This window comes from Halobacillus halophilus DSM 2266 (assembly GCF_000284515.1).
In the GTDB taxonomy this organism is placed as follows: domain Bacteria; phylum Bacillota; class Bacilli; order Bacillales; family Halobacillaceae; genus Halobacillus; species Halobacillus halophilus.
Genome location: NC_017668.1, coordinates 2,104,720 through 2,129,887 on the forward strand (window position 1 = coordinate 2,104,720; position 25,168 = coordinate 2,129,887).

Annotated in this window: 22 protein-coding genes; 18 read left to right on the forward strand and 4 right to left on the reverse strand. The window is 41.0% G+C overall.

The window, feature by feature from the left end; translation table 11 throughout:
- The first annotated feature begins 337 nt into the window (after positions 1 to 337).
- The 10 genes from rny to mutL all read left to right on the forward strand — a co-directional run bounded on the left by rny (position 338) and on the right by mutL (position 13,194).
- Entirely contained in the window at positions 338 to 1,900 is a 1,563-nt protein-coding gene (gene rny / locus HBHAL_RS10330; protein WP_014643350.1) for a ribonuclease Y, read from the forward strand.
- Positions 1,901 to 1,977: 77 nt separating this feature from the next.
- Positions 1,978 to 2,775, forward strand: coding sequence for a TIGR00282 family metallophosphoesterase (locus tag HBHAL_RS10335; protein ID WP_014643351.1), 798 nt, complete (start codon positions 1,978 to 1,980; stop codon positions 2,773 to 2,775).
- 108 nt (positions 2,776 to 2,883) lie between these two features.
- A complete protein-coding gene (locus tag HBHAL_RS10340) occupies positions 2,884 to 3,144 on the forward strand; it encodes a stage V sporulation protein S (protein ID WP_014643352.1) in 261 nt (86 codons plus the stop codon).
- A gap of 177 nt (positions 3,145 to 3,321) precedes the next feature.
- Positions 3,322 to 4,362, forward strand: a complete 1,041-nt coding sequence (tdh, locus tag HBHAL_RS10345; protein ID WP_014643353.1) for an L-threonine 3-dehydrogenase — start codon at positions 3,322 to 3,324, stop codon at positions 4,360 to 4,362.
- Between the two features lie 19 nt (positions 4,363 to 4,381).
- Positions 4,382 to 5,557, forward strand: a complete 1,176-nt coding sequence (locus tag HBHAL_RS10350; protein ID WP_014643354.1) for a glycine C-acetyltransferase — start codon at positions 4,382 to 4,384, stop codon at positions 5,555 to 5,557.
- Between the two features lie 161 nt (positions 5,558 to 5,718).
- Positions 5,719 to 7,290 (forward strand): tRNA (N6-isopentenyl adenosine(37)-C2)-methylthiotransferase MiaB, encoded by a 1,572-nt coding sequence (gene miaB, locus HBHAL_RS10355; protein WP_014643355.1) that lies wholly within the window; start codon positions 5,719 to 5,721, stop codon positions 7,288 to 7,290.
- Positions 7,291 to 7,713, forward strand: coding sequence for a RicAFT regulatory complex protein RicA family protein (locus tag HBHAL_RS10360; RefSeq protein WP_014643356.1), 423 nt, complete (start codon positions 7,291 to 7,293; stop codon positions 7,711 to 7,713). It begins immediately after the preceding gene.
- A 210-nt stretch (positions 7,714 to 7,923) separates the two neighbouring features.
- A complete protein-coding gene (locus HBHAL_RS10365) occupies positions 7,924 to 8,496 on the forward strand; it encodes an outer spore coat protein CotE (RefSeq protein WP_014643357.1) in 573 nt (190 codons plus the stop codon).
- Between the two features lie 236 nt (positions 8,497 to 8,732).
- Complete coding sequence (gene mutS / locus HBHAL_RS10370; RefSeq protein ID WP_014643358.1) at positions 8,733 to 11,312, forward strand: DNA mismatch repair protein MutS; 2,580 nt, start codon at positions 8,733 to 8,735, stop codon at positions 11,310 to 11,312.
- 13 nt (positions 11,313 to 11,325) lie between these two features.
- The gene (mutL, locus tag HBHAL_RS10375) at positions 11,326 to 13,194 is read left to right on the forward strand and encodes a DNA mismatch repair endonuclease MutL (RefSeq protein ID WP_014643359.1); all 1,869 of its coding nucleotides are present in this window, start codon (positions 11,326 to 11,328) and stop codon (positions 13,192 to 13,194) included.
- A gap of 45 nt (positions 13,195 to 13,239) precedes the next feature.
- On the opposite strand, the gene HBHAL_RS10380 is transcribed toward mutL, so the two are convergent.
- Positions 13,240 to 13,452 (reverse strand): hypothetical protein, encoded by a 213-nt coding sequence (locus tag HBHAL_RS10380; RefSeq protein WP_041601324.1) that lies wholly within the window; start codon positions 13,450 to 13,452, stop codon positions 13,240 to 13,242.
- Positions 13,453 to 13,605: 153 nt separating this feature from the next.
- Complete coding sequence (locus HBHAL_RS10385; RefSeq protein WP_014643360.1) at positions 13,606 to 13,965, reverse strand: helix-turn-helix domain-containing protein; 360 nt, start codon at positions 13,963 to 13,965, stop codon at positions 13,606 to 13,608.
- Between the two features lie 185 nt (positions 13,966 to 14,150).
- Here HBHAL_RS10385 and miaA point away from each other — a divergent pair, with 185 nt between their 5' ends.
- The 8 genes from miaA to HBHAL_RS10425 all read left to right on the forward strand — a co-directional run bounded on the left by miaA (position 14,151) and on the right by HBHAL_RS10425 (position 22,311).
- Positions 14,151 to 15,080 carry a tRNA (adenosine(37)-N6)-dimethylallyltransferase MiaA gene (gene miaA / locus HBHAL_RS10390; RefSeq protein WP_014643361.1) on the forward strand — a complete coding sequence of 310 codons (930 nt, stop codon included), beginning with the start codon at positions 14,151 to 14,153 and terminating at the stop codon, positions 15,078 to 15,080.
- A 45-nt stretch (positions 15,081 to 15,125) separates the two neighbouring features.
- On the forward strand, positions 15,126 to 15,350 hold the full coding sequence (gene hfq / locus HBHAL_RS10395) for an RNA chaperone Hfq (protein WP_014643362.1): 225 nt from the start codon (positions 15,126 to 15,128) through the stop codon (positions 15,348 to 15,350).
- Between the two features lie 131 nt (positions 15,351 to 15,481).
- Complete coding sequence (locus HBHAL_RS10400) at positions 15,482 to 16,420, forward strand: AAA family ATPase (RefSeq protein ID WP_014643363.1); 939 nt, start codon at positions 15,482 to 15,484, stop codon at positions 16,418 to 16,420.
- Positions 16,421 to 16,500: 80 nt separating this feature from the next.
- Entirely contained in the window at positions 16,501 to 17,736 is a 1,236-nt protein-coding gene (hflX, locus tag HBHAL_RS10405) for a GTPase HflX (protein ID WP_014643364.1), read from the forward strand.
- Positions 17,737 to 17,756: 20 nt separating this feature from the next.
- Positions 17,757 to 19,010, forward strand: coding sequence for a methionine gamma-lyase family protein (locus HBHAL_RS10410; protein WP_014643365.1), 1,254 nt, complete (start codon positions 17,757 to 17,759; stop codon positions 19,008 to 19,010).
- 133 nt (positions 19,011 to 19,143) lie between these two features.
- Entirely contained in the window at positions 19,144 to 19,548 is a 405-nt protein-coding gene (locus HBHAL_RS10415; RefSeq protein ID WP_014643366.1) for a MerR family transcriptional regulator, read from the forward strand.
- 25 nt (positions 19,549 to 19,573) lie between these two features.
- Entirely contained in the window at positions 19,574 to 20,905 is a 1,332-nt protein-coding gene (gene glnA / locus HBHAL_RS10420; protein WP_014643367.1) for a type I glutamate--ammonia ligase, read from the forward strand.
- Positions 20,906 to 21,762: 857 nt separating this feature from the next.
- Positions 21,763 to 22,311, forward strand: a complete 549-nt coding sequence (locus HBHAL_RS10425; protein ID WP_014643368.1) for a MerR family transcriptional regulator — start codon at positions 21,763 to 21,765, stop codon at positions 22,309 to 22,311.
- A 1,132-nt stretch (positions 22,312 to 23,443) separates the two neighbouring features.
- Here HBHAL_RS10425 and HBHAL_RS21735 read toward each other — a convergent pair.
- Positions 23,444 to 23,587, reverse strand: coding sequence for a hypothetical protein (locus tag HBHAL_RS21735; protein WP_173380433.1), 144 nt, complete (start codon positions 23,585 to 23,587; stop codon positions 23,444 to 23,446).
- A gap of 345 nt (positions 23,588 to 23,932) precedes the next feature.
- On the reverse strand, positions 23,933 to 25,156 hold the full coding sequence (locus HBHAL_RS10430) for an ISL3-like element ISHaha2 family transposase (RefSeq protein WP_014642899.1): 1,224 nt from the start codon (positions 25,154 to 25,156) through the stop codon (positions 23,933 to 23,935).
- Positions 25,157 to 25,168 lie beyond the last annotated feature (12 nt).

The following is a 25,168-nucleotide window of genomic DNA, read 5'->3' on the forward strand; positions in this document are numbered from 1 at the left end:
TGATCTGATTTGGCGTGGGTGGAACGACATCTGATTCCATAGACACTTACAAATAGAAGCAGTGGCTGTCATGCACTGCTTCTGTCTTTTTATACATAAGACTATACTTGATAGCGGAAACGACAAAATCAGAAGTATAAAGACTGACTGTTTGAAATATTTCAAATAATCTGTGGGCTGGATTTGACGTTTCCTTGACATTCCCTATTGGCAGGCATAAAATGAATGTGTATCATTTTCATCTTTATAACCTTATTTAAATTTAATCACACATTGAAAATGAAACGTTTGTACTACCGACAAACGGACCAAGTTCATAGCAAGAGGAGGTGAAAATATGGGTATAATATCCTCGCTCATCTTCATTTTGCTTGCCCTTATCGTCGGTTCTGTTGTTGGTTATCTTATTCGGAAATCGATTGCGGAGGCGAAAATTTCAAGTGCTGAAGAACTTGCAAAACAGATCGTAGAAGAAGGTCGTCGTAATGCAGATTCAGCTAAAAAAGAGGCTCTTCTGGAAGCTAAAGAAGAGAATCAGAAACTACGCCAGGATGCGGAAAGTGAAAACCGCGAACGCCGCATGGAACTGCAGAAAACTGAAAATCGTTTAACACAGAAAGAAGAGAATCTCGATCGTAAGAGTGATATGCTTGACCAGCGTGATCTTTCACTCGAAAAGAAAGAAGGAACTCTTGCCGAGAGACAACAACAAATTGAAGAAATGGAAAGCAAAGTGAATGCTATGCTTCAAGAGCAGCAAACCGAGCTTGAACGCATATCAGGCTTGACATCAGACCAGGCGAAACAGGTTATTTTAGAACGAGTTGAGCAAGAAGTATCACACGAGTCAGCTCTTATGATTAAAGAAGCGGAAAACCGTGCTAAAGAAGAAGCTGATAAAAAAGCGAAAAGCATTCTTTCACTTGCCTTACAGCGATGTGCTGCCGATCACGTGGCAGAAACAACAGTGTCAGTAGTCAACTTGCCAAATGATGAGATGAAAGGACGTATTATCGGCCGTGAAGGTCGTAATATCCGTACTTTAGAAACGTTAACAGGTATTGACTTGATTATTGATGATACACCGGAAGCTGTCATTCTGTCAGGTTTTGACCCAATCCGCCGTGAGACTGCCCGAATGGCTCTTGAAAAACTTGTGCAGGATGGTCGAATCCACCCGGCACGTATTGAAGAAATGGTGGACAAGTCACGCCGAGAGGTAGATGACTACATTCGTGAAGTAGGGGAAGAAACTACCTTTGAAGTTGGAGTGCATGGTTTACACCCTGACCTTGTTAAAATTCTTGGTCGCTTGAAGTATCGTACAAGTTACGGGCAGAATGTCCTTAAACACTCAACAGAGGTTGCTTACTTATCAGGTTTACTTGCTGCAGAGTTAGGTGAAGATGAAATGCTCGCCCGCCGGGCAGGTTTACTCCACGACATAGGTAAAGCGATTGACCATGAAGTCGAAGGAAGTCACGTAGAGATTGGAAAAGAACTAGCTACCAAGTATAAAGAAAATGAAACGGTAATCAATGCGATTGCTTCACACCACGGTGATGAAGAGCCTACCTCAATCATTTCTGTACTAGTAGCAGCTGCGGATGCCTTATCAGCAGCTCGTCCAGGTGCTAGAAGTGAGACACTTGAGAATTATATTAAGCGTCTTGAAAAACTCGAAGAAATCTCTGAGTCCTACGAAGGGGTCGAAAAATCATTTGCCATTCAAGCTGGTCGTGAAGTACGTATAATGGTTCGTCCTGATGAAATTGATGATCTTGAAGCTACTAGATTAGCCCGAGATATTCGCAACCGAATCGAGGGAGAACTCGATTATCCAGGTCATATTAAAGTAACAGTTATTCGTGAAACACGTTCGGTGGAGTATGCGAAATAAAAGATATGAAGCGGCCCGCGCGGCCGCTTCATTTATGTTTTCAATAAAATATTAATAGAAATAGAGAGGGTTTAATGATGAAGATATTATTTATAGGAGACGTTGTAGGGTCACCAGGCCGAGATATGGTGGATGAGTATCTGCCAAAATTGAAACAGAAATACCAGCCGACTGTAACGGTAATTAATGGAGAGAATGCTGCCTCAGGTAAAGGAATTACAGAAAAAATTTATCGTCGTTTTCTGGAGAAAGGAGCTCAGGCTGTAACTTTAGGAAACCATGCTTGGGATAAAAAAGAGATTTTTGACTTTATAGACGATGCACAGTATCTCGTTCGACCGGCTAATTTTCCAGAAGGGACTCCAGGGAAAGGTCTAACTTTTGTTAAAACCCCTAAAACTGAGGTAGCCGTCATTAATTTACAAGGGCGTACTTTCCTGTCTCCAAATGATGATCCTTTTAGAAAAGTAGATGAATTAATAGAAGAGGCGAAAAAACGAACGTCCATTATTTTTCTGGATTTTCATGCTGAAGCCACCAGTGAGAAGCAAGCGATGGGCTGGTATGTCGATGGAAGAGTAAGTGTAAATGTTGGGACCCATACTCATATTCAAACCGCAGATGAAAGAATCCTTCCTGGTGGTACGGCTTATATATCGGATGTGGGAATGACGGGTCCTTACGATGGAATTCTTGGTATGGATCGGGAGGCTGTACTTAAACGCTTTCTAACAAATTTACCTGTACGTTTCGAAGTTCCAAAAAAGGGAAGATCACAATTAAGTGGGTTTTTGGTAGATGTGGACGAACGGACAGGAAAAGCTAAAAAGGTAAATCGAATTCAGATCAATGATGATCATCCTTTCTTCGAATGATTATTTGAATTTTGTGACAAATTGATTCATAATGAAAAGGTAATATTCTACATCTCCAAGAATATAGTAGTTATGGAACAACTATAGTGATTGAAGGAGGAGCTAGTAATGGACGTATTAAAAGTATCAGCTAAATCCGTACCTAATTCAGTAGCAGGAGCTTTAGCCAACGTTGTGAGAGAGCGCGGCACTGCAGAGATTCAGGCCATTGGTGCAGGCGCATTGAACCAGGCGGTTAAAGCGGTGGCAATTGCTAGAGGGTTTGTAGCCCCCAGTGGATTAGACTTGATTTGCATTCCAGCCTTTACTGACATTATGATCGACGAGGAAGAACGTACGGCGATCAAATTGATTGTCGAGCCTCGATAGCATTAATATAAAGCTTACCTTCATACAAGCCGAAGTCGTACTCTCTGGAGTACGGCTTTTTTTGTGTGCAAATGTATTTTTAGAGTGGACAGTTAAGGTTGATAATAAAACTGATCATGTTAAAATTATTATGTACATAGCTTTTATAACTTGTATTAATGATTAGGGGTGTTCACTGTGAATGGAACAATGAAAGCAATTGTTAAACACCATCGCGGTAAAGGAGCAGAGCTTAAGGAAGTAGCGATTCCTTCAATTCGTGATGATGAAGTATTAATACGTGTGCAGGCAACTTCCATATGTGGAACAGATGTTCATATATATAATTGGGATGAGTGGTCCGAGAGCCGGGTACAGCCACCTTATGTTTTCGGCCATGAATTTGCAGGTGAAATTGTTGAAGTTGGAGAAAAAGTAAATAACTTCACAGTAGGTGATTATGTAAGTGCAGAGACACACTTAGTATGCGGTCACTGTCCTCAGTGCCTGACGGGTAAATCCCATATATGTGAAAATACTAAGATTATTGGAGTAGATACCCAAGGCTGCTTTGCAGAGTACGTAGCACTGCCAGCTAGTAACCTATGGCGCAACCCAAGCGATCTCCCGACAGATATAGCCTCCATCCAGGAGCCGATGGGCAATGCTGTACACACCGTCCTCAATGGCGATGTGGCAGGTAAATCCGTGGCTATTATTGGGTGCGGGCCTATTGGTTTAATGGCTGTGGGTGTAGCTAAAGCAGCGGGAGCGTCCCAGGTCCTGGCTTTTGATCTCAACACTTATCGTCTGGAACTAGCTGAAAAAATGGGAGCTACTACAACGATTAACTCAAGGGAAGAAGATCCTGTAGTTAGAGCTAAAGATTTAACCGATAGACATGGAGTAGATGTGGTTTGTGAAATGAGCGGCCATCCTGTAGCCATGGACCAGGGTTTTAAGATGATCACAAACGGAGGACGTGTGTCTATATTAAGCCTGCCCACGAAAAGAGTGAGCCTTGATGTAACGAATGATATTGTTTTTAAGGGAATAGAGGTTCAAGGGATCACAGGCCGTAAGATGTATGAAACGTGGCAGCAAGTTTCCCGGCTGCTTCAATCAGGGCAGGTTGATGTTAAACCAATGATTACTCATCACTTAAAACTGGATGAGTTTGAAAAAGGATTTGAATTAATGAATCAAGGCGAGTGCGGGAAAGTTGTACTGCATCCATAATTGTTAAGGAGGAATTATCATGAAGGGTTTTGAATATTTACAAGAACAATTAGATGAAATGAAGGATGAAGGAACATTCAGAAGTTTGATCCCGTTGGAATCAGCTCAAGGATCAAGAGTGACGATTAAAGGAAAAGAAGTCATTCAGCTTTCTTCCAATAATTATTTAGGATTAACATCTCACCCAAAGATGAAGAAAGCTGCGGAAAAAGCTAACGAAGAATTTGGTGTTGGAACTGGTTCCGTTCGTACCATTGCGGGAACATTGCAAATGCATGAAGATTTTGAAAAGAAACTTGCAAAATTCAAGCACACGGAAGCAGCTCTTGTGTTTCAATCCGGATTCACTACCAATCAGGGTGTACTTTCTTCCATTTTAGGAAAAGAAGATGTAGTTATTTCTGATGAACTGAACCACGCCTCTATTATCGATGGCATTCGCTTAACGAAGGCGGATCGAAAAATTTATAAGCATGTGGACATGAAGTCTTTAGAAGAAGCACTGCAGTCAAGTTCTGAGTACCGTACGCGCTTAGTCGTGACGGACGGGGTGTTTTCCATGGATGGTAATATTGCACCGCTCCCGGAGATTGTCGAACTTGCAGAAAAGTATAACGCCCTCATTATGGTGGATGATGCCCATGCCAGCGGTGTCCTCGGAGATAACGGACGCGGAACGGTCAATCATTTTAATCTTGATGGTCGTGTGCATATTCAAGTGGGTACCTTAAGTAAAGCGATCGGTGTCCTCGGTGGATATGTGGCCAGTACGCAAACACTCAGGGAATACTTAATTCATAAAGGACGTCCATTTTTGTTCAGCACCTCTCATCCGCCTGCAGTTACAGCAGCTAACGACACAGCTATCGATGTACTGCTGGATGAACCTGAGTTAATTGAAAAGCTTTGGGATAATACGAAATACTTTAAAGACGGACTTTCTTCTCTTGGGTTTGATACAGGCATCAGTGAAACACCAGTCACGCCTGTTATGATCGGAGACGATGCCCTAACCCATAAATTTTCTGATGAGTTATTTGATCACGGGGTATTCGCTCAAGGAATTGTCTTCCCGACTGTACAGCGCGGAAAGGGAAGAGTTCGTACCATCGTAACAGCTGAACATTCAAAAGAAGAGCTTAAAGAAGCCTTAGATGCATTTGAAGCCGTTGGTAAAAAATTAGGGATTATATAATTTCGTGGTAAGCCGCTATGATCATCAGTCATGGTGGCTTTTTTTCTTAAAAACTGATACTATTTTGGAGAATGAAGATAAATTCTCTATTCTACTTAAAATTCAGAGAAAAACTTGATATAATAAGACAGTTAGAAGGCTCGGCTTGAAAGGAGATCGCAATGAACGAACAACAGCGAAAAGATATGTCGCAAATTCGTCAGGTTAATCCCGAAGAAGCGACATCAGATAAAAATAATTTGAATCGTCTGAAAGAGAAGTCTAGTGAAGATTTCATGAAATATTTTGAAACTACTTACCAGCCTCCGAATATGAGGGATGCGCAGCGGAGGAAGAAGAAAGAAACAGATGTGCATTATGATTTTACAATACCTGAAGATATGGATCAGTCTGGTAAAGGGAAAAAATATATGATCCGTACATACGGGTGTCAAATGAACGAACATGACACAGAGGTTATGGCCGGAATATTTGAAGAAATGGGATATGAGTCCACCTCGGATACGAAAGAGGCGGATATCATCCTTCTTAATACTTGTGCGATAAGAGAGAATGCCGAGAACAAAGTTTTTGGTGAAATTGGTCACTTAAAACCATTAAAAATGGAAAACCCGAATTTAATCATTGGTGTTTGTGGATGCATGTCTCAGGAGGAATCCGTTGTGAATCGTATCCTGAAGAAGCATCCATTTATCGATTTGATTTTTGGGACACATAACATTCACCGGCTGCCCCAGCTTGTAAAAGAAGCTATGTTCGGAAAAGAAATGGTTATTGATGTTTGGTCCAAAGAGGGAGACATCATCGAAAACCTTCCGCGTTCCCGTAAAGGCAAGATTAAAGCATGGGTTAATATCATGTACGGTTGTGATAAGTTCTGCACGTATTGCATTGTTCCATATACACGAGGCAAAGAACGCAGCAGATTACCAGCTGATATAATTCAGGAAGTAAGGCACCTGGCTGCCCAGGGATATAAAGAAGTTACTTTACTTGGTCAAAACGTGAACGCTTACGGTAAAGACCTTGACTTAGAATATGGCCTTGGTGACTTGATGGATGAGCTTCGCAGTATAGATATCCCGCGCGTGAGGTTTACAACCTCTCACCCACGTGACTTCGATGACCGGCTCATTGAGGTGCTTTCTAAGGGAGGTAATATGCTCGACCATATTCACCTGCCTGTCCAATCAGGTAATACGGATGTCCTTAAGATCATGGGGCGCAAATATTCAAGAGAAGAATATCTGGAGCTTGTTAAGAGAATTCGAAAATCTATGCCGGACGCTACTCTCACTACCGATATTATCGTTGGTTTCCCAAATGAAACAGAAGAGCAGTTCCAGGATACCCTTTCACTTGTAGAAGAAGTTGGATTTGAAGCGGCTTATACATTTATCTATTCTCCAAGGGAAAACACACCAGCAGCTAAAATGAAGGATAACGTTTCTATGGAAGAGAAAAAAGATCGTCTACAACGTCTGAATAAGCTGGTTAATGAACAGTCGGCAGAGGCGATGAAGCAATATGAAGGCGAGATTGTTCATGTTCTTGTAGAAGGCGAAAGCAAGAATAATGAGGAAGTGCTGGCTGGATACACGAAGCGTAACAAGCTAGTCAATTTCCGTGCTCCTAGATCATCCATCGGTCAAATTGTACCGGTGAAAATAACTAAAGCGAAAACCTGGTCTCTAGATGGAGAAATGGTGGAAGCAAGTGTAGAGGTGAAATAAATGGCAGAGTATACTAGAAAGCAAGTAGTGGATGAAGCTCACAAACTAGCTAATATGATGGCGAATATAGAAGAAATCGACCGCTTTAAGCAGTTGGAAGCAAAGTTGAATGAGAACCAGAAAGTTCAATCTCATATAAAAAAGATTAAAGCTTTACAAAAACAAGCTGTAAACTTTCAAGCTTATGGAAAGTCAGAAGCATTAGAGCGTGTAGAAAAAGAAATTGATCGTCTGCAGAATGAGCTGGATGAAATTCCTGTAGTAGCAGAATTTAAAGAAAGTCAAACCGTCATTAATGATATCCTGCAAATGGTTTCAAGCACCATTTCGCGTGAAGTGACAAACGAAGTCATTCGCTCTACAGGTGGAGACCTGCTTAAAGGGGAAACGGGCTCAAAAACAAAAGGAAGCAGCTGCAGCTAATTTCCTGATTTGATATCACAAAAAAATATTTTTTTCGCTCAAATACATGTCCGCCATAGGGTTTATCCCTTTGGCGGATTTTTTTTCGTACAGTTTTTTGGGCTCTTGCATAGAATGAATTAAACACGTCCTTAGGTCTTTATCATGTTAGTAACCATTCGCCCAACCCTTGCATAGGATGGGCGGTAGAATAAGGAGGAGTGAAACCCTATGTCTTTTTTTGAGCGTGATTACAGGGAGATCATTACCAAAGCTGTAATCGGGAAAGGTAAAAAGTTTACAGAATCCACGCACACGATCAGCCCCTCGCACCGCCCAACAAGTATCCTGGGTTGTTGGGTCATCAATCACATTTACAATGCAAAGAAAAAAGGGGAGCATGTGGAGGTCTCGGGAAGCTACGATGTCAATGTCTGGTATTCGTATAACGATAATACGAAAACCGAAGTAGTAACAGAACGAGTGAACTATTGTGATCTTGTTAAACTCTCTATCAAAGATGATAACTGTATTCATGACGACGTGGAAGTAATAGCTAAAGTTGTCCAGCAGCCAAATTGTTTAGAGGCGAATATAACCGCCAATGGTCAAAAGATCGTGGTAGAAGTGGAAAGAGAATTTACCGTGGATGTTATCGGGGAAACCAAACTTTGCGTAAAAGTCGATCCTCATGGTTGTGATAAGGATGACGATTATGAATATGAGCTATCATCTGATGATTTTTCAACTATTGAAACTGATTTTCTTCCTTCTTCCAGCAGTGACGACGATAAGCATGATTAAATACAGATTCCTTGCTGACTTCAGCGAGGATTTTCTTTTTTTAATTCAGTTAAAGTATAGGATGGATGTATTTAGGCTCTTTTAGGAATTTTCTAAAAGTAGGCGATAGAGCTTTTTTAAAATGGGTAGGGTAACATTTCCTTTTTTTAGTTGAGTATGCTTTCGTTCAAGAGAGTTAAGGTTGTGTGCTATAATTGGAACAGTATGAACACAGAACGTTTTGGAGGATTGACTTTATGGCACAATATACACCTATGATGCAGCAATACTTAAAGATTAAAGCAGAAAATAAAGATGCTTTTCTTTTCTTTCGTCTTGGAGATTTTTATGAAATGTTTTTCAACGATGCGCTCCGTGCTTCCAAAGAGCTCGAAATTACATTAACAAGCCGTGACGGTGGAGCTGAAGATCGGATACCTATGTGCGGTGTGCCTTATCATTCAGCTGAAAATTACATAAAGCAACTAGTTGAAAAAGGATTTAAAGTAGCGATCTGCGAACAAGTTGAAGATCCAAAAGTGGCCAAGGGAGTGGTGAGGCGTGAAGTAGTTCAGCTCATTACTCCCGGGACAGTCATGGAAGGCAGTATGCTTGAGGAAAAGGAAAACAACTATCTTGCTTCCCTCAGTGAGTTTAATGATGGTACGTACACGGTGAGCTACAACGACCTGACCACAGGAGAAAACAATGTGGCATTAATCACGGGAGGATTTGATGCAGCAATCAGTGAATTGTACAGCCGTCCTGTTAAAGAAATTGTTGTAGCAAGTGACTTCAATCACGAACAGCAGGAAATTCTTGAAGATCGACTGGGCTACACCATTTCTCATCAGGATGAGACGTACATTCAAGAAGAGTTTCAAGAGTTAGTAAAAGAGGTACGACAGGAGAAGCTTCTTATTGGGTTCGGTCGTCTGCTACAATATATTCAATTGACGCAAAAACGCTCTCTTGATCATTTGCAGCCTGTTCGAGTGGTTGAATTAAACCAGTATATGACCCTTGATATGTATTCAAAAAGAAATCTGGAGTTAGTCGAAACTCTCCGGAAGCAAGGAAAGTCTGGCAGCTTATTGTCGGTTGTAGATAAGACAATTACAGCTATGGGAGCAAGGATGTTAAAGAAATGGATGGAACGTCCTCTTCTTACAAAGCAAGCGATAGAAGCTCGGCATGATCAGGTAGAAGGGTTATTGGATCAGTTTTTCGAACGGGAAACTCTTAGAGAGCAATTAACTTCTGTGTATGACCTCGAACGGCTCGCCGGTCGTGTAGCCTACGGCAATGTGAATGCCAGAGATTTAATTCAAGTACGAAATTCGTTAAGAAAAATACCTGAAATTCTGGAAACGCTGGGTTCCTTCAATCATCCTTCAATGAAGAGCCTTTACGAAAAAATAGATCCGCTTCATGAACTCAAAGAATTATTAGAAGGCAGTATAGCAGAGGATCCGCCGATTACGATCAAAGAAGGTGGATTAATTCAAGATGGTTTCCACCAGCAGCTGGATGAATACCGTGATGCATCAAGAAATGGGAAGCAATGGATCGCTCAATTGGAGAAGAAAGAAAGAGAAGCCACTGGAATCAGGTCTCTTAAAATCGGCTATAATCGTGTGTTCGGATATTATATTGAAGTAACGAAAGCGAATTTGCGTCACCTGCCTGAAGGAATGTACGAACGGAAGCAGACATTGACGAATGCTGAACGATTTATTACACCTGAGTTAAAAGAAAAAGAAACCATGATCCTTGAAGCCCAGGAGAAAAGTGTAGATTTAGAATATGAACTTTTTCTTGAAGTAAGGGAAAAAGTAAAAACGTATGTTCAGGAGCTTCAGCGATTAGCTGAACAAATCAGTCGTATTGATGTACTTCAAGGGTTTGCTCAAATTGCTGAGACAAATGGATACGTGCGACCTTTATATGGACAAGCCAGATTAGTGGACATCAAGCAGGGACGTCATCCTGTGGTAGAAAACGTACTTAAAGATGAAACCTTCGTTCCTAATGATATTTATATGAATGAAGAGACCGATGTGCTTCTTATTACGGGGCCGAATATGTCTGGTAAAAGTACGTACATGAGGCAGCTTGCATTGATCGCAATTCTTGGCCAAATGGGTAGTTTTATACCATGTGAATCTGCTACTCTTCCAATATTTGATCAAATTTTTACAAGAATAGGAGCGGCTGATGATCTTGTTTCCGGTCAAAGTACGTTTATGGTTGAAATGCTAGAAGCGAACCATGCTCTTAGTAACGCCACCGAACACAGTATGATTCTGCTTGATGAAATAGGCCGTGGTACAAGCACTTACGACGGTATGGCACTTGCTCAATCGATCGTGGAGCATATCCACGAGCATATTCGTGCAAAAACATTGTTTTCAACTCACTATCATGAATTAACTTCACTTGAAGACCAGCTTGAGCGATTGAAAAATGTCCACGTACGTGCGGAAGAATACGAAGGAAATGTGGTGTTTCTCCATCAGATTAAAGATGGACCGGCAGATGAAAGTTACGGTATTCACGTAGCGAAACTTGCTGATCTCCCCTCCTCTTTAATTAATCGCGCCACCGCTCTTCTTACCCAATTTGAAAGTTCCAGTTCAGCTGCTGAAGAGTCGAGCGCTTCCTTAGAAGAAGAGCAGCTTACTATGTTTGTAGAAGAGCAGAAGCCCAATGCGAAAAAAGGAACGAAATCAAAGTCAAATGTAGAATCCTATCTTAAAGGACTGGATTTAATGGAAATGACACCGATGGATGCTATGAATGAGTTATATCAATTACAAAAACGGATCAAATCGTAAAGGAGGAACAGAGATGGCGCATGTTCAACTTATGCCTGACCATTTATCCAATAAAATAGCTGCTGGAGAAGTTGTGGAGCGGCCAGCCTCTGTTGTCAAAGAACTCGCGGAAAACAGTATTGATGCAGGAGCTTCATGGGTTACGATTGAACTAATGGAAGCTGGTTTACAAAAGATACGCATTACAGATAATGGGGCAGGGATGGAAGAGGAAGACTGTGAAAGAGCTTTTTACCGTCATGCCACGAGTGAAATTAGTAGTGAAAATGATCTATTCCACGTACGGACATTAGGCTTTCGTGGTGAAGCCCTGGCAAGTATTGCAGCTGTAAGCCGCCTGAGGGTGCAAACATCTACAGGAGATCAGGCGGGTACAAAACTCGACTTGGAGGGCGGAAAACTAATGAACAAAAGCAAGAGTGATGCCAGGCAGGGGACGGACATCACTGTTGAAGAATTGTTTTTTAATACTCCGGCCCGTTTAAAATATATGAAGACGATCCACACAGAGCTTGGCCATATTACGGATGTGCTAAACCGAATGGCACTCGCTCATCCAGAAATTAAATTTAAATGCACTCATAATGATAAAGAAATATTTCAGACCAACGGCAGGGGAGACCTGCTACAGGTAATTGCAAAAATTTATGGTGTGAATGTAGCTAGGAAAATGATTCCTATTCAAGCAGATACTCTGGACTTTAAAGTAACGGGGTATATTGCAAAGCCCGAAGTGTACCGTGCTTCCCGTAGTTATATGTCGACCATTATTAATGGACGTTTTATTCGAAGCATCCCCTTGAACAAAGCAGTACTACAGGGGTATCACACATTACTCCCGATTGGGAAAAGTCCAATTGTGGTGCTTAATATCGAAATGGATCCAATACTTGTAGATGTGAATGTGCATCCAGCTAAATTAGAAGTCCGATTCAGTAAGGAAAAGGAATTGTTTGAAGCCTTGCAGGAATCCATTACGAAAGCTTTCCGTGAGCAAAGACTGATTCCTGAGGTGCAGCATGCCAACCCTAAACCGGAAAAGAAAGAGAAATCCACTCAGGGGGCTTTTGATTTTTATACGGAGCAGAAAAGTGCAGCACAAAATGCTGGAAGACTTTCAATGGATTCGATTACAGATGAGAATTCAAAGAGAAAGGATGCCGAGGAGGCCGCTTCCTTTTCAGCTCGGCAGGATACTCTAGTTAAAGAAGAGGTTCCTGTTTTTGAAGCTGAGGAAAGCTCTGTCAATGAAGAACAGGATCGCGAGGACATTTCATTAACAGAAGAGAAGGCCCCGAGCCGCGTACCGGCAATGCATCCTGTTGGCCAGGTGCACGGCACATATATCATTGCTCAAAATGAAGATGGGATGTACATCGTGGATCAGCACGCCGCACAAGAGAGAATTAAATATGAATTTTTCAGAGATAAATTAGCAGAAGTAGATCATGAGGTTCAAGAATTACTAGTGCCGCTCACTTTTGATTTTAGTAAACAGGAATCATTAAAAATTGAGGAATATAAAGAAGAGCTTGAAAAAGTTGGTCTATTCTTTGAGACATTCGGAGAGCAGAGTTATATTATCCGCAGTCATCCTCAGTGGTTTCCGAAAGGTTTCGAAGAAGAAGTTATTCATGAAATAATTGATCAGTTAATGAATGAAGATCGCATTAATGTTCTTAAATTGAGGGAAGAGGCAGCTATTCTTATGTCCTGCAAACGATCCATTAAAGCGAATCATTATTTAGATCACACAGGAATGTCACGACTATTAGAAGATTTAAGAACGTCGACCGATCCATTTACATGTCCGCACGGACGACCAATTATTGTTCACTTTTCAGAGTATGAAATGGAGAAAATGTTTAAAAGGGTTATGTGAGGTACTTTTAAAAGGCCAACACCTATACAGAGGTGTTGGCCTTTTTTAAGATCTAGTCCATTTCTTTAACCCGTCTAATTGTTTTCTTAGCTTATTTAAAGCTTCAGAATTTTCCAGGTGAATTTTAGTCTGGCATACGGGGCAGGTGATAGTCTGGTCATTTTCAAAGACAGCACTCGTTCCAATCTCTATATCTTTATTACAATGAGGGCACTGCAAACTCACTTTTTGAGCCTTAAATTTTTCTTTAGCATCCATAAAGAATATCTCCTCCTTAATACTAGAATTCGACAGAGACTAATCATTTCCTTTTTATGGATATAGTTTAAATAATAAAAAGCCAACATTAATTGACATAATCTGTTTATGGTCAATTAATGTTGGCTTTTTCCGCTTTGTAGGGGAGGGGGCTTACGATATATTTTTTTGCTGTAATAAGAATCGGAAGTAATTATCAATTTGTTTTATGTCATCAGGCTGGATACCGAACCAGGCTTTTTTATCAAAGAAAACCGGTTTGTCATACCCTTTCGTTTCAAGGAGCTGTTTGATCTCTCTAATTTCATCTTCTTTTTCATCGCTCATACCCAGTAAGTAATCGGCAGTGGTTTGGAGCGCGTGAGCAATTTTAGTTAAATCACTCAAATCAGGGGAAGTGTAATTCCTTTCCCAGTTTGACACGACCTGCGGAGAGACACCGACCTTTTCAGCCAAGTTCGATTGGGTTAACCTTCGATTTTTTCTTAGTGAACGAATTCTTTCATGAACCACTGTGGACGCCTCCTTTTTTATACTATAACACAAACTAACGAATCTCGATAGTATAACTAACGAATATTTTGAATCATACTAACGTATTTCGTTAGTAGTGGTAACGGAATACGTTAGTATATGCTCTGAGGTATGATTCCTATGCGTTTCATGTATAATGGGTATCAGTGATGGAGGTGTGAAAAATGAAGCCATTAGTCATTTCTGTAGTTGGTCCTACGGCTGTTGGTAAATCAAAACTTGGGGTTGAAATTGCGAAACGTTTTGAAGGAGAAGTCATCAGCGGAGATTCAATGCAGATTTATAAGTCGATGGATATTGGAACGGCTAAGGTTACGGAACAGGAAATGCAAGGTATTCCTCATCACCTGGTTGATATTAAAGAACCGGACGAAAGTTTTTCTGTAGCTGAATTTCAGAATAAGGTTCAAAGTCTTATACGGACGATCGGTTCTCGGGGGAAGGTACCCGTGATTGTTGGCGGGACCGGATTATACATACAGGCTACGCTTTACAATTTTAATTTTTCTGAGGAAAAAAGGGATGAGCAGGTGATCAAGCGCCTGGAAAAGGAAGCTTCCGAATATGGTATAGAAGCTCTGTACCAACGTTTGCAATCGGTCGATCCTGAACAGGCGGAAAAAGTCCACCCAAACAATGAGCGGCGTGTATTGAGAGCGCTAGAAGTTTTTGAAACTACAGGCAAAGTGATGAGTGATTATCAGAAACAACAGAGCAATGAATCGCCTTTCCGCCCTGTAATTATAGGTCTTGAGATGGAAAGAGAAGAGTTGTATAACCGGATTAATCGCAGGGTCGATCAAATGGTAGAACAGGGTTTAATTGCTGAGGTGAAACGTTTATACGATAAAGGGTATGAACATACGCAGGCGATGAAGGCCATTGGTTACAAAGAGTTTCTTCCATACTTTAATGGAGAATACAGTTTGGATCGTGCTGTAGAGCTGCTGAAAAGGAATTCCAGACGCTATGCTAAGAGGCAGTACACTTATTTTCGTAATAAAATGAATGTTCGTTGGTATTCGATTTCAGAGCAGGGGTATGAGGAGAAATTTGAAACAATTTTAAATGATTTAGCAGGAATGATGAAGTGAGAAATAGAATGGTACTAATACAGATAGAATAGAGGAGGAAAATCCATGGCTCAATCCGTAAATATCCAAGATAACTACTTAAACCAACTGAGAAAAGAACGTATGCAAGTGACTGTCTTTCTGCTTAACGGTTTCCAGCTTCGGGGGACTGTTAAGGCATTTGATAATTTCACTGTCCTTCTCGAGACCGATGGGAAGCAGCAATTAATTTTCAAACATGCAATTTCAACGTTTGCTCCGATGAAAAACGTGTCATTGGAGAAAGAATAGAATTTTAAAAGAACGGATGCTGTATAAGCGTCCGTTTTTATTTTGATCGTTTTCTGGCCCCTGTTATATAGGCTGCTGTCACAGGTTTGGTTTTAAATGCGTATGATGAATGGAAACGAGGAGGGATCCATGTGCACTCGCAAGCAAAAACAGCTAAGCCAGGAACAATTAACATTGTTCTTAATGATACGAAGTCTAAAGCTGTGCCCATCCAGCACGTTCGCCCTAAAGAGCAGCCCTTAACACCTTTTCGTAGAATTGATGATTTCTTTTCATCGATCGTGGGTCTTGGGGATTTGAAAGTTCGTATTAAGGAAATTTATGCTCAGGTATTAATTGCTCATAAAAGGAAAGAACTAGGTTTAAAATCTGATCAACAGGTACTTCATATGGTTTATAAAGGAAACCCGGGTACAGGAAAAACAACGATCGCCAGAATGGTAGCCCAGCTTTTTTATGAAATCGAAGTACTTGAGAAGGGGCATTTTATAGAAGTGGACCGCAGTGATCTTGTCGGAGAATATATAGGCCATACAGCAAAAAAAACAAAAGACTTAATCCATAAGGCACTCGGCGGCGTCCTTTTTATTGATGAAGCTTATTCTCTGGCAAGAGGCGGGGAAAAAGACTTCGGGAAGGAAGCTATTGATACGATCGTGAAATGCATGGAGGATCATCATAATCAATTCATCATCATTCTAGCGGGATACCCGGATGAAATGGATGATTTTTTACAAATTAATCCCGGCTTAGCCTCCCGCTTTCCAATCCAGTTATCTTTTTCCAATTATTCCGCCTCCGAATTAGCAGCTATTGCTCACGGCATGATCCGTGATCGCGATTACTGTTTGACAGCTGACGCAGAAAGGAAATTATATCAGCATTTATCCTATGTTTGTTCCCGTAGAGCTGGAAATTTTTCCAACGCTCGATATGTTCGCAATGTAATAGAAGAAGCCATACGCAAACACGCCTGGCGGGTAATTAGCAGCCCAAATCAAAAGAAAGCAGCCTTAATGACTTTAGAGGAGGAAGATTTTTCGGTAACGAACTCGTTTCCGTCTCCATAATGGTACCGTTATCTATCTACGGTACTTTTTGGTATGATGGGAATGGAATCATTCAGGTATATAGAAAAGAAGGTGGAATTATGCAAGGTAAAGAGCGAGTGATCCTAGTAGCCAGAAAAGATCCTAACGAGGAAGAAAAGCGGTTTAACTCTTCACTTGAGGAACTCCAATCGTTAACGGAAACTGCGGATGGAGATATATGCAGAGTTATCACGCAAAAAAGGGACCGGGTACACCCGGCTACATATTTGGGTGAAGGGAAGTTAGAAGAGATAAAAGCTGCGGCTTTGGAAACAGATGCTGAGCTAATTATCTTTAATGACGAACTTACTCCCGGCCAGCTTAGGAATATTTCGGATAAAGTTGAACGACGTGTGCTGGACAGAAGTCAGCTTATTTTAGATATATTCGCCAGCCGCGCACGCACTAAGGAAGGTAAACTTCAAGTAGAATTAGCCCAGCTCCAGTATTTATTGCCTCGTCTGGCAGGACAGGGGACGGAGCTCTCCCGATTGGGCGGAGGAATCGGAACGCGTGGTCCAGGAGAGACAAAACTCGAAACCGATCGCCGTCACATAAGACGCAGAATCGATGACATTAAGAAGCGTTTGAACGCTGTAGTCAAGCAGAGGGAACAGTATCGCCAGCGTCGTAAAGAAAACCGGGCTTTTCAAATTGCGATTGTAGGCTATACCAACGCAGGGAAATCCACATTTTTTAATCGTGTGACGGAAAGTGATTCATATGAAGAAAATCTGTTGTTTGCTACTCTTGATCCTTTGACGAGACAGATGAGTCTTCCATCAGGATTTCAAGCCCTTATTTCCGATACTGTAGGTTTTATTCAAGACCTTCCGACTACCCTGATAGCTGCTTTCAGGTCCACACTTGAAGAAGTGACAGAAGCTGATTTTATTCTGCATATGGTGGATGCTTCTCACCCTGACCACCTGCAGCAAGAAAAAACAGTTCTGCGGCTGCTTGATGAATTAGGAGCGGGTCAGTTGCCAATGCTTACGGTTTATAACAAAAAGGATTTACTTCGTGAGGATTTCATCCCCGAAACTCATCCATCCTTAACCGTTAGTGTACACGACCGGATCGATTTGAAGCGGATCTTAGATAAGATAGAAGTAGTGTTAAAGGAAGAGTGGCATGAATACGATGTGTTTATTCCTGCATCAGAAGGTAAACGTCTTCAGCAATTCAAAAAATTCAGCATGATTACCAGCATGGATTTCTACGAGGATAAAGAGGGATATGCTCTTCATGGATTCATCCATCCGGACCACCCGTTGAAACATCAGATACTATAAAAAGTTAGGAAGACACCATCATGAATATCGAAACCATTAAAATGCAAAGTGAACAAGAAATAACACCTGAACATAAACGAATTGATGAGATTGTTGAATTTAATCAGGAGAAAGTACTCCATGCTTTTCAAAAATTAAGGGTTAGTGATTCTCATTTCAACCCAACAACTGGCTATGGCTACGATGACTTTGGGAGAGATACACTTGAATCTCTTTATGCAGAAATTTTCAAGGCAGAGGACGCCCTTGTCCGCCCGCAATTAATTTCAGGCACCCATGCGATTACAACTGCTTTGTTCGGCGTCCTGCGGCCAGGGGACGAGCTTTTATATATCACTGGCGAGCCCTACGACACTCTCAGGGACGTTATAGGGACAGGCAGGAAAAAGGATATGGGATCGCTGAGAGATTTCGGGGTTTCTTATCAGTCCATACCTTTAACCAAGGGGGGAGATTTTCAGGTTGAGGAAATCCTTTCGTCCATCTCTTCTGCTACGAAGATGGTAGGAATTCAGCGTTCAAAAGGATATGAGGATCGGCCGTCATTCACTATAAAACAAATCTCTTCTATAATCGAACGGATACGGGAAGTAAAAAGTGACATCATTATTTTTGTCGACAATTGCTATGGAGAGTTTGTGGAAATGAAAGAGCCGCTTGAAGCAGGAGCTGATTTAATCGCCGGGTCATTAATCAAAAACCCTGGAGGCGGGATCGCAAGAATGGGCGGATACATAGCCGGTAAAGAAGAACTCATTGAACTTTGCAGCTACCGCTTAACGGCTCCAGGGCTGGGTAAAGAAACGGGGGCGAGCCTGAATAGTCTTCAAGAAATGTATCAAGGCATCTTTCTAGCGCCTCATGTAGTAGGAGAAGCTCTAAAGGGAGCGGTGTTTACTGCTCACTTTCTTAACTTGCTGGGTTTTGACACAAACCCTGCCTATAATGCTGAGCGAACAGATTTAATTCAGTCTGTAAATTTTGATTCTGCCGAGCAAATGATTCGATTTTGCCAGTCCATTCAACATGCTTCTCCGGTTAATTCACATGTCAGCCCAGAGCCCAGCCCAATGCCCGGATATGATGATCATGTCATCATGGCTGCAGGAACCTTTATCCAGGGGGCTAGTCTTGAGCTGACGGCCGACGGCCCTATAAGGCCTCCTTACACGGCTTTTGTCCAAGGCGGATTAACTTATTCTCACGTAAAGATAGCTGTAACTGCAGCAATCAAACGTCTGTTAGAAGAAGGGTATGTGAAGGTGAGAGTTTAACTAGAAAATGAGAGGTTTTCTTACCTTTTTACTATTTCAATATATATGTGTGAACATTCCTCACATATGTTGACATATCCTCTACTTATCGTATAATTAAAGCAGTATCATTCTTATGGGGAGGTGGCACACGATGAGTGATGAGATTCGTCGTTCCATGCCGTTATTCCCGATGGGGATTGTTCAATCACTGACAGACCTTTCTGCCCGGCAGATCCGCTATTATGAGCAGCACCAGCTAGTACAACCTGCCCGTTCAGAAGGGAACCGCCGGCTGTTTTCATTCAATGATGTAGATCGACTGCTGGAAATTAAAGACCTCATTGAACAAGGCGTTAATATGGCAGGGATAAAGCAGGTTCTTAAGCTGACAGATCAGCCGGAGAACGAGGCATATGACGAGAAGCGAGTTGAGGAAGTTCATAGTGAACTAACTGAAAAAGAACTGCGTCGTATGCTGCAGCAAGAACTTTTCACCGCGGGAAGGCAAGGTAAACTTGGAATTAGGCAGGGGGAATTATCTAGATTCTTCCATTAAATTGTGTTGAGAGGAGACTGGAATTATGGGGTTAACCAAAGAAGAAATTTACAAGAAACTTGATGAGGAAAATGTCCGTTTTATTCGATTGCAGTTTACGGATATGCTGGGAACTATCAAAAATGTCGAAATCCCGCTTAGTCAACTGGATAAGGCTTTAGAGGGTATGATGATGTTTGATGGTTCATCTATCGAAGGGTTCGTACGCATCGAGGAATCTGACATGTACTTAGTACCAGATCTGGATACATTCGTGGTCTTTCCTTGGACATCTGAAAAAGGAAAAGTAGCACGCTTCATTTGTGACATTTACAACCCGGACAAGACTCCTTTTGAAGGGTGCCCGCGTTATAACTTAAAACGTAACATCAAAAAAATGGAAAAGCTTGGTTTTTCCGCGTTTAACATAGGCACAGAGCCTGAGTTCTTTTTGTTTAAACTTGATGAAAAAGGCGAACCAACGATGGAGCTGAATGACAAAGGTGGTTATTTCGACCTTGCTCCAACTGATTTAGGTGAAAATTGCCGACGGGATATTGTGCTTGAACTTGAAGAAATTGGATTCGAAATAGAAGCATCCCACCACGAAGTGGCTCCCGGGCAGCACGAAATTGATTTCAAATACTCAGATGCTGTGAAGCACTGTGATGATATTCAGACATTTAAACTAGTTGTAAAAACGATCGCGCGTCAGCATGGTCTTCACGCAACTTTCATGCCAAAGCCTCTATTTGGTGTGAACGGTTCCGGGATGCATGCAAACATGTCTTTGTTTAACGAGGATGGAAATGCTTTTTATGATGAAAACGGTGATAAAGAATTATCCGAAGTTGCTTATCAGTTTACAGCTGGGATCATTAAACATGCCACAAACTTCACGGCTATCACAAACCCTACGGTAAACTCTTACAAACGTTTAGTACCTGGTTATGAAGCACCTTGCTACGTTGCCTGGTCCGGCCAGAACCGCAGTCCGCTCGTACGTGTTCCTACCTCCCGTGGATTAAGCACTCGTATAGAGGTAAGAAGCGTAGACCCTGCCGCAAACCCTTATATGGCGATGTCTGTGTTACTAGCCGCAGGGCTTGACGGTGTGGAGAATAAATTGAAAGCCCCAACTCCAGTTGACCGAAACATTTATGTGATGAACAAAAAGGAACGTGAAGCACACGGCATTAAAGATCTGCCAGCCACGCTGTTCAATGCGCTGGAAGAACTGCAGGAAGATCCAATTATGGTCGAAGCTCTTGGAGAGCACCTGTTTGAACACTTTATTGAAGCGAAAGAAATCGAATGGGATATGTTCCGTACGCAAGTACACCCTTGGGAGCGGGAACAATATCTACAAACATATTAATCCTCATCAAGCCCTGGCGCTCTAAGCGCTGGGGCTTTTCTTATATTGTGGGATAAATTATATTTATAAATGTTTCATCTTTCTAACTCATCCTCTATTTCCACCTGAAAGTTCCGATACCCTGTGTTAAATTCTTAGAGAATATAAAGTCCGTTAATTTAGTATTTATTAATGCTCTTAATGCGTATTCGGATATACAAGATAATGAATTTAATGACTCCGACAATAAATATTGGATTGAATACCTATCAAAATTAAGCAACCCTCCGGATAGAATTACAATATAGGGTTTGCAATTAAATTATTGTGTTTACTTAAGCGAATATTTGCAGGAGTAATTGAATTGTACATCAAACAGCGGCCCCTCAGAAGCTGGGTAAACTTTTAGTTATCCCCAGATTGACCTACCTGTGCTCCCGACTAAACGGGACCTGACCTCACGATAATTTTAATTGTTTTAAACCATTTCATCTAAATTTTTGAGTGGGACTTATTCTTGATTTTAAGTATATCCATCAATTGTTTATTTTTTGATGTACCCATAATTTCAACAGGACAACATTTCTTCCCCTTATTGGATAACATTAATTGCGTCTCATCTGTCAAGCAAGTCTGACAAATAGCCAGAAGTTAATGTAATAAAAAAGTTAGCTTCCTTTCATAAAAATAACTCTTTTGACAATTTGCATAAAAAGACGGCGTCTGCTTAAAAACGACAGCGTCCAGCGCTTTGGATATGGAGCATTTTTTAGTTTAAAAATGTTCAATAATCTTAGATTCAACCTACTTTAAAGTGTATCGCAACACGTGTTGTGTTATGATTTATATACAACAATTGATTTGTTAGGGGATGTAGAATGGAACAATATACTGTCGATCAAGCATTGGAAAAATTGAAGCAATATAAAATTACGACACATAAGGAGAGCCTTCGACGGTGGCTGCGAAATGGCACTATTAAAGGGGTCGAACCTGCAACGCGTAAGGACGGCTGGCGAATAAACAAAGATGATTTATGGTCGTTTATCGAAGAACGTACACTGGTTAATGAAACGCAAGAACCTAATGCAACAAATGTTGTTAAAGAGGATGATGTACGAGAATTTTATAGATCGGAAATGTGGTGGGAAATTGCTCGCAAAAATATGTTCGAAGGATCCGTTGAAGTGAAAAAAACAGACGTACGCTCATGTATTAAACAAAAAAACTATTCCGAAAAATTTGAAATATATATATGGAATAGGATTACAGAACATACTTGGCAAGCTACGCCCCGCATCTTTTATTTGCATGATGCTTTTCTTTTTAGTAGCCAGCGTATAAAGATGGACACTAATTATAAGGAACGTAAAGAGCAAATTTTGTTCGCTTTAATTGAGTACTTAAGAAATAACGGTATTAAGTAAATAGAGCGACTAGCAAAGAAGTTTAAACATAATAACAAAAGTCCTTCTGAGGTATAGAGTGACCACTGAAATGAGACGTAAAAAACATCTGCAAAGTTGTAACAATACACTTGGAGGTGTATTCCTTATAAGTTACAAAAGTAAGTGGTTCAATTTAAATTTAAGAACGGGGGAACCCACCGGTTCTCTTAACCTACAGATAAACAATATTCTCATGTGAAAGGACCGGAAAACGAGGATGAAATGCCCAGCTGAAGAAAATAAGATAGCTCATTATGAAGCAAAGACGAAATGATGAAATAGTTACCGGTAAATCGAAAGGAAGTGGTTCCAAGAGTATTTATCCAAACCGTAGAAGCATTTAAGCGCAAGTCCTCTAAAGATATTTTTAATGCTTTGGTATAGCTAAAGCCCCTTGATCGCTTGCGGAGAAAGTCGTGGGGACCATCGGTTCTGGAGAAGGATATCATTGAGTTGTGTGAGGAGAAAACCATACTCTGGCGTAATGAACATTAAATAAAAGTTAATTGAACCACATTTCAAAAATCATGCAGAAATAACATAACATATTCAATGTCGCGTAAACCTAAGAGATAGTGTTTTATCGCAGGAGAAAGTAAGATTGTGGTACCGAATTCTTTAGAGCAAAACTTTACGGCTATTAAGCCCATTAAAATGTGTAACATGTATTTTCTAACTTTATGATGAGTATTTTATTACGATTAAGGACTTATATCATAACGAAATCCTCTCTTACTATAACATTGATAGACAAGGTACATCCTTTGAATTAGAAATGTTAAGGAAAGGTATGTGAAGGACACGGTGACATATATGAGGTTTTACAGTACGCGTATGTCCTATCAGTCTCAAGAAGAGGCAAATAAAGAGGCACTATCAAAGCATGTCCCGACGAGCGAACTGCTTTGATAGTGCCATCATCGGGATCCTTCTACTCCACGTTAAAATCAGAATAATCCAGTCCTCTAGACTGACCTTTTCAAAAACTAAACTGCCAAACTCACATTGATTCAAATTAATGGCAGCCTGGATGTTTTATGGAGTCTTATTTAACTGTGTCACTCCAGTGAACACAAAGGCTATTATTGCTTGTTTACAGTAATAATAGCCTCTATTTAAAAATCTTACTAATGAGCTTCCCACTGACTTTACCAGCAGCTCTTCTGCCGACTCGCTGGCCAATTCGGTTATTACGAACAGCATCCACGTCGTTCCAGATTCTAAGAATTTTTGAGAGCTTTGATTTTAAGCCCATATTAATCAACTCCTTATCTATTATAGGTCAAGCTTTGCGGATCGTTTTAGGAATCAGTGAGTCGGTTTATTAAATAGGTTCCCTGAATGAAATCCTTGGTAAACCAGCACTTTTCTAGAAAAAGATTAATCTTGCGAGGATTAAGAAAGGAAACTGATGGTATAAGCAGTTCAATTAGGCATGGGAACCTCAGTCTCGGATAGAACTTTTCAGCTGCTCTTTTTGTTCGTCTACAAATTAGTAATAAACGTTTTTTTATATTTTTTCTTCTGAATATTAATAGGATGGATTAATAAAAAAATGGTTCTAAGTCAATTGTTGGGGTAGGAGGCAAGCTCCTGCCCCTTAACCAACTTGAAAATTTCTTATATGTTTGTATTGATGATGAAGGAGGACCTTCAATCGAAGACGATCATATCTCCTGAAACCAAAGGCATTTCGTTTAATAACCTTCGTCTGATTGTTTAGTCCCTCCACGAATCCATTGCTATAATTGAAAGTAAAGCTATTCAAGATTTCTTTCTGCCAATTCTTCAAAGTATTAATCCCCTGCATAAACTCCCATACACCTGCTTTTTCTACCTGCTTATAGAAGTTATGTAACTCTTTCTTAACCTGAGACGGTTGTTCAACTCCAATGTTCTTCGCTCTCTCAAACCATTCTCTAAAAGATTCCTTCAATTCATAGGAGGTACGCATGTCTTCCGACATGCTTAGGTAGCGTTCTAGATGCCAGCGTTGCCTTTCCGTTAAGTTCTCTTCACGCTTATAAAAGACATGCTTTTTTCGCTTACACTGCTTCCTATCGTAATGATGAAATTCTTTCTGAACACGCCTTCTCACTCGTTCGAGAGCCCAGTAGATGTAGCGACAGAAGTGAAAACGATCAGCCACAATGATAGGGCTGCCCAAGGCTTTTTGGACGGCCGATTTGAAGGCGTGACTCATATCCATAATCACCATCTCGACCTCCGATCCCTTCTCGCGAAGATAATCTCGCACGGTATCCACGGAACGATCCGGAAGAATATCCAAGAGTTGACCGGTGTCTCCGTCGGCAATGACGACTTGGTACTTTCCTGCACTCGTATCTCCTTTGTATTCATCAATCGCAATCACAGGCGGAAGGGTTTCCACCTTCTCCAACATAGGCATGGCCAACTCATCAAAGCGGCGCATAACTGTGGTTGGAGAAGTACGAAATAAGTCAGCTGTATCTTTGAAGTTCTTTCCCTGAATGACTCGAAGGCCTAAGGCCTGGTTCCACTCCTTCGAGTGACGCTGATACCGCTCAACCAGGTCGTTATCTTCAAAAAATCGTTTCCCGCACCTACAACGGTAACGACGTTTTCGGTAGAAGAGGGAGGTGGTACGTTCAAAGATTTTAAGGTGTTGGATTTTCTGTATTCTGTAGTCGTGGATGCGATCGGTCCATTCTCCGCAATCCTTACACCTGTGATTCTTTCTCGGCAATTCCACATGAAGATGAAATCCCCCTTCTACTTCTTCACTTTTCTTTATTATCGCCTTTTGTAGTCCTGGTATGGGCATGTTAGAATACACGTACACGCAACTCCTTTA